At 45.0% G+C, this 5,418-nt stretch carries 4 protein-coding genes; 3 read left to right on the forward strand and 1 reads right to left on the reverse strand.

Features of this window, described 5'->3' with window-relative positions; all coding sequences use genetic code 11:
* Positions 1-5 precede the first annotated feature (5 nt).
* A complete protein-coding gene (locus ACLFWI_RS26035; protein WP_446415333.1) occupies positions 6-1,457 on the reverse strand; it encodes an isochorismate synthase in 1,452 nt (483 codons plus the stop codon).
* A gap of 222 nt (positions 1,458-1,679) precedes the next feature.
* Here ACLFWI_RS26035 and ACLFWI_RS26040 point away from each other — a divergent pair, with 222 nt between their 5' ends.
* The 3 genes from ACLFWI_RS26040 (at position 1,680) to ACLFWI_RS26050 (ending at position 5,343) form a co-directional block, all read left to right on the forward strand.
* Positions 1,680-1,892 carry a hypothetical protein gene (locus ACLFWI_RS26040; RefSeq protein WP_446407474.1) on the forward strand — a complete coding sequence of 71 codons (213 nt, stop codon included), beginning with the start codon at positions 1,680-1,682 and terminating at the stop codon, positions 1,890-1,892.
* 117 nt (positions 1,893-2,009) lie between these two features.
* A complete protein-coding gene (gene menA / locus ACLFWI_RS26045; RefSeq protein WP_446407475.1) occupies positions 2,010-2,921 on the forward strand; it encodes a 2-carboxy-1,4-naphthoquinone phytyltransferase in 912 nt (303 codons plus the stop codon).
* A gap of 625 nt (positions 2,922-3,546) precedes the next feature.
* Positions 3,547-5,343, forward strand: a complete 1,797-nt coding sequence (locus ACLFWI_RS26050) for an alpha-glucosidase family protein (protein WP_446415334.1) — start codon at positions 3,547-3,549, stop codon at positions 5,341-5,343.
* The last annotated feature ends 75 nt before the right edge of the window (positions 5,344-5,418 follow it).

Here is a 5,418-nt window from a genome sequence, read left to right on the forward strand (position 1 = left end):
AATGACTAAAGCAAGGCTTTGAGTAATGCCTGAAGCTTGAGTTGAATTTCTGCCAGTTCTTTGTCGGGATCAGAACCTGCGACAATTCCCGCCCCGGCGTAGAGTCTAGCGCGGTAGGTGTTGTCATGAGTTGTAGAAAGTGGATTGCTGTCGATTAATGCTGAACGAATACCGACAATGAACTCACAATTGCCTTGATAATCGATCCAACCTAACGGGGCTGCATAGAGGGAACGGTCAAAGGTTTCGTAGCGGCGGATCTGTTCTTGAGCAATCTGGGTAGGAACACCAGCTACAGCAGGGGTAGGATGAAGCTGGGCAACAATGTCTAGGGGATGGACATTGGTAAACAGTTGTGCTTGGATTGGTGTCCACAGATGCTGGATGTTGGAGAGTTTCAGCAGTTGGGGCGCAGGTAAGTATTGGGGGATGAGTCCCAACTCAGATAGGCGTTGAGTGATAAAATCTAGGACAAATTGGTGTTCGCGCTGCTCTTTTTCAGAACCAAGCAAGCGATCGCCAAACTCAGCATCTTCAGTGGCTGTCCTTCCACGCGGCGCTGATCCAGCTAAGGCATCCGTTACCAACAGATGGTCACGAATACTAATTAACCGTTCAGGACTCGCACCGAGAAAGTTCTGTCCTTTACCATTGCTGGCACAAAAGATATAGCAATCCGGATGGCGTTGGCGCAGATTATCCAGGGAGTGGACGAGGTTAAAGGGCTGGTGGGAAAAAATATCAATGGCATTAGCCAGAACAATTTTACTAAATTCATTGGTATGGATAAAGTTTAATGCAGCGACAACCGCTGACTTAAAGGCTTCAGTATTTATGGATTTGGGCGGGATAAATGGAGAATAACTAATCCGAGTCAGCGAACTGGGTTTATGCTCTGAAAATTTAATTTCAGCAATTTGATTATATAGGTCTTGCAATAGTCTTTTAATGTTGACGTGAGGATCAACTTGAACATTCGCCACTATTGTACCGCTATTCCCCCGAAACGCCACTTGCCACCGAGGAAGAAAAATGGTAGCAGCTCGAAATGGGGACGGTTGATTTAAAGCAAAAAATGTAAAAAAGCAAAAAAAGTGAGGTCCCGAAAAAGGGATAGTTTGATTTCGTTGAACCCAAATCCAAGTGTCTTTTAGATAATTATGAATGATAGTTTTAGCGTGTTGGAATCGATTGATTCCTTCAAGTTCAGCATAGATAGTCGCATCAATAGCCAGAATGGCTTCATTTTCCTTTCTTTTTTCTAAGTAAAACTGGAATGACTGAGTTCCACCAAGAATCTGGAGTACCGCCAGTGGATCAACCCTGGGAATTGGCACAGAAATACTGGCAATTTGAGTGCAGCCTTTCTCAAGAGATGCCTGCTGACAAGCGACAAGGAACTGGTATAGCTCCTTGTGGTCTGGCAAGCGATCAGTATGAGATGATAAATACGCCATGTACAAGAGGATTGCAGATTTTGGGTGATCCAGGCAAGACAGTGTCCCCAGATGTCGGCTACACGACTCAACGTCTGCCTTTCTATCTACCATTGCATATTTTGCACAGTCAGCCATAAGGGAGTTAATCGGGTTGACTGAACCCCCCGCCATATAAGTGATATTACAACCGACGCGATCGCGGATTGGCAGCCCGGATCATCCCTTCCCATTCGGGACTACATGTTAGAAATTTCCCTCCCAGTCATCTTACGGGTGGTGTTTGGTCTTAATTCGGGCGATCGCTATGACAGGCTTAAACAACTCAATGATCCCAACACGTCTGTGCAACCGTGGCGACGAGGGATTACCATCGTTCCCTCTAAGGCTTGTCCCATGGTGGTGAAGACCCAGCGTCACGTTCACTCATCTAGAGAAAAAGTAATCAGTTATTAGTCATCCGTTGTAAAATAGATTACCTTTTTGATCTGATTGTTCAACCCAAAACGGGGAAACAAGAATTGAACAGCGAATTGGATCAGCGCTAGTCTACTGGATGTCTAACTTGCTCTCATGACCACAAAGTTCATTGCTCATTCCCAAAATAAGTTATGGTTAGCAGCGCTTAAACCGCCGATGTATAGCGTGGCTATCATTCCCATCTGGATTGGCACGGCTGTAGCCTACCGGGAAACTCATCTGATTCACTGGGACATATTTGGCACATTTTTACTGTCAGCTATTTTAATTATTGCTTGGCTGAACCTTAGTAATGATGTATTTGATTCAGAGACAGGGATTGATCAAAATAAACCCCATTCACTGGTGAATTTAACCGGAAATAAATCCCTGATTTTCGGGTTGAGTAATCTATTTTTAGCCGCAGGTATCCTGGGAATCGTCGCGATCGCGTGGTGGCAACGGGATTGGACGGTGATTGCCATTGTCTTGCTTTGCTGCGCTTTAGGGTATAGTTACCAAGGTCCTCCCTTTCGCCTAGGTTACCAAGGCTTAGGTGAGGTTATTTGCTTTTTTACCTTTGGTCCGATGGCGGTGGCGGCGGCTTACTACTCCCAAGCCCAAACCTTCTCATCAATGGGGTTAGCAGCTTCAATCATTATCGGTATTAGTACCTCGATTATTTTATTTTGCTCCCATTTTCACCAAGTTGAAGATGATATAGCCGCCGGCAAGCGATCGCCGATTGTTGTCTTGGGAACTCAACGTGGTGCTAAACTACTCCCTTGGTTAAGTGGCAGCATTGTTGCCCTAACTGGTTTGTTTATCGGGTTGGGGATGTTTCCAATTTGGACAGGATTAATCGTTCTGAGTTTACCTTTTGCTGTTGAGTTAGTGCAGCATGTTGGCTGCTATCATGATCAATCCGCAAAAGTCAGTAATTGTAAATTTATCGCCGTTAAGCTGCATTTTTGGAGTGGATTATTCTTGGGGTTGGGCTTTGTTATCCCTAATCTTTGGTATTGATGGCTTCCTCTTCACAGGTTTCAACTTAAGCTGAAAGCATGGAAAGTAGAGACTCCTAGGCGTGGAACGTCTGGAAGCCAGGGAAGAATTTTGATCGGTGTAATACGTCTTTTTCTTAATTGCCCACTCCCATAGGACAAGAGTACCTTAAAATAAGGTATAAAAAATTAAATCAAACTATTTAAAGGTTTGGCTCAATCTCCAGCGTTGAAGCGAGGAGGTTTTTTGTTTACATTTATTTACAAAATTGCCGAGATTAATTTCCATCTCCTGAACGATATGGGGGTGAGTCAGTGTTAATCCCTTGGAGAGAGGTAAGTCTAAGTTCCATAAGTATACAATCTAGTTATTCGTCCATGATCCACTCACCTTAGTATTCTGAAGCGCTCTAAGCTGAGTGAAGTTCATGCACCAATATTAGGGTTGGTTAATACTCAGGAAAGAATCTCGCATAGATGCTGACTGTGAGTGCAAGATCGACAGGCGGCTGAGGTTCATCCCCTTTAATAGAATCCCAACCTAAATAAAAATAAGGGCAACTATTGAGGTTGAAGTCAATGAATTTAAGCCAATTTCATTCGTCCTTATTTACTCATCATTAACAAAGGATTCAATTATGCAACTTATGGATATGTCAAAACCCCACAAAAGTACCTCAACAAACAGAGAAGCTTGGTGGCAAACTCCTGTACTTAATCGTCGGGCATGGACATGGGAAGATGCGCGTAATGTAACACACCAAGGTGAATGGTGGCAGAATGCGGTTATTTATCAGATTTCCCCGCAGAGTTTTAAAGACAGTGACGGCAATGGTGTAGGTGACTTGAATGGGATTATTGAACAACTCGATTACATTGCCTCTCTCGGTGTCGATGCCATCTGGCTGTGTCCGATTTATGAATCCCCGATGGAGGATTTTGGCTATGACATTACCAATATGCGGGATATCGACCCGCTTTTTGGCTCTCTAGAGGATTTTAAACGATTGCTGGCAGTGGCTCATTCCATGGGATTGAAAGTTCTGCTAGATCAAGTTTGGAGTCATACCTCTGATAAGCATCCCTGGTTTCTCGAAAGTCGGCAAAATCGGAATAATTCTAAGGCAGACTGGTATATTTGGGCAGACCCTAAGCCCGATGGTTCACCCCCCAACAACTGGTTATCAGCATTTATGGGTCACAGTGCTTGGCAATGGGGACCTGAACGTAAACAATTTTATATGTACAATTTCTTAGAAAGCCAACCTGACCTGAACTGGCACAATCCAGATGTGGTTGACGCAATTTTGGAACGGGCAAAATTCTGGTTGGATTTAGGAATTGATGGTTTCCGCATCGATGCGCCTAACTTTTTTATGCACGACGCCCAATTGCGGGATAACCCCGTTCGCCCAGAAGATGCATCCTTACCTGATGGTGTCGCCCCTGATAATCCCGTGGTTAGGCAACTGTTTAAGTACAACTTTTGCCGTCGAGAAACCTTAGACGCCCTCAAGCCTATCCGTGATTTGATGAATCATTATCCGGGTACGGTTGCCTTAGGCGAAGTAACCTTCTGTGAAGATTCGATTGCCCTTGCCAGTGAGTTTGCGGCAGGTGATGAACGCTTACACATGGCATATCATAGTGGGCTTCTCGTCGATGAACCCATCAGCGCTAGACTGATGCGCCAGATGATGGAAAAAGTGCTAAGTCACTTTACCCAAGGTGGAGATTGTTGGATTGTCGGTAATCATGACTATGGTCGCTTGCGATCGCGGTGGACTGGAAAGGATGCTCAGGGAAATCCTTATCCAGAAGAATTTTATCATCTGATCGCCGCACTGCTCCTCTCTTTACCTGGTGCAATCTGTCTCTATCAGGGTGATGAACTGGGTTTAACCGAGGCAAGAATCCCTGAAGATATTCCTGTGGAAGATATTAAAGACCCCTTTGGTCAAGCCCTTTATCCAGCAATTAAAGGACGAGACGGTTCGCGCACACCGATGCCTTGGCAAGCGGATGCCCCCCATGCTGGATTTACCACGGCGGAAAAACCCTGGCTACCTATTCCCGATTCCCATTATCAACGGGCAGTGAATCTACAAAATAGAGATCCCAACTCCTTGCTAAACACCTGGCGTCGTTTACTCCACTGGCGCAAAAAACAACCTGCCGTAGAAGCCGGTAACTTGGAAATTCTGGATACGGAGGAACCGATTTTTGCCTTTATCCGGGAATATGCAGAACAGCGAATCCTGTGTATTTTCAATTTGAGTAACGAATCTGCCCGTTATGACTTGTCGGCATATCGGGGGTGTAAGGAAACCGAAGGATTAGGCTTTATCACCCATCGTCAGGGTGATACGCTGGAAATTCCTGGCTATAGTGTCTTCTTTTGTAATATGCCCCCAACCTGTGATTATCAACTGAAGTCGAATTGAACCTGTAGAGACGTTGCATGCAACGTCTCTACAAGGTTACGCCAACCCTTCCACAACCGGATGGAAGTAAAATGC

Origin of the sequence: Coleofasciculus sp., assembly GCF_046539235.1 — a bacterium.
GTDB lineage: Bacteria > Cyanobacteriota > Cyanobacteriia > Cyanobacteriales > Coleofasciculaceae > Coleofasciculus.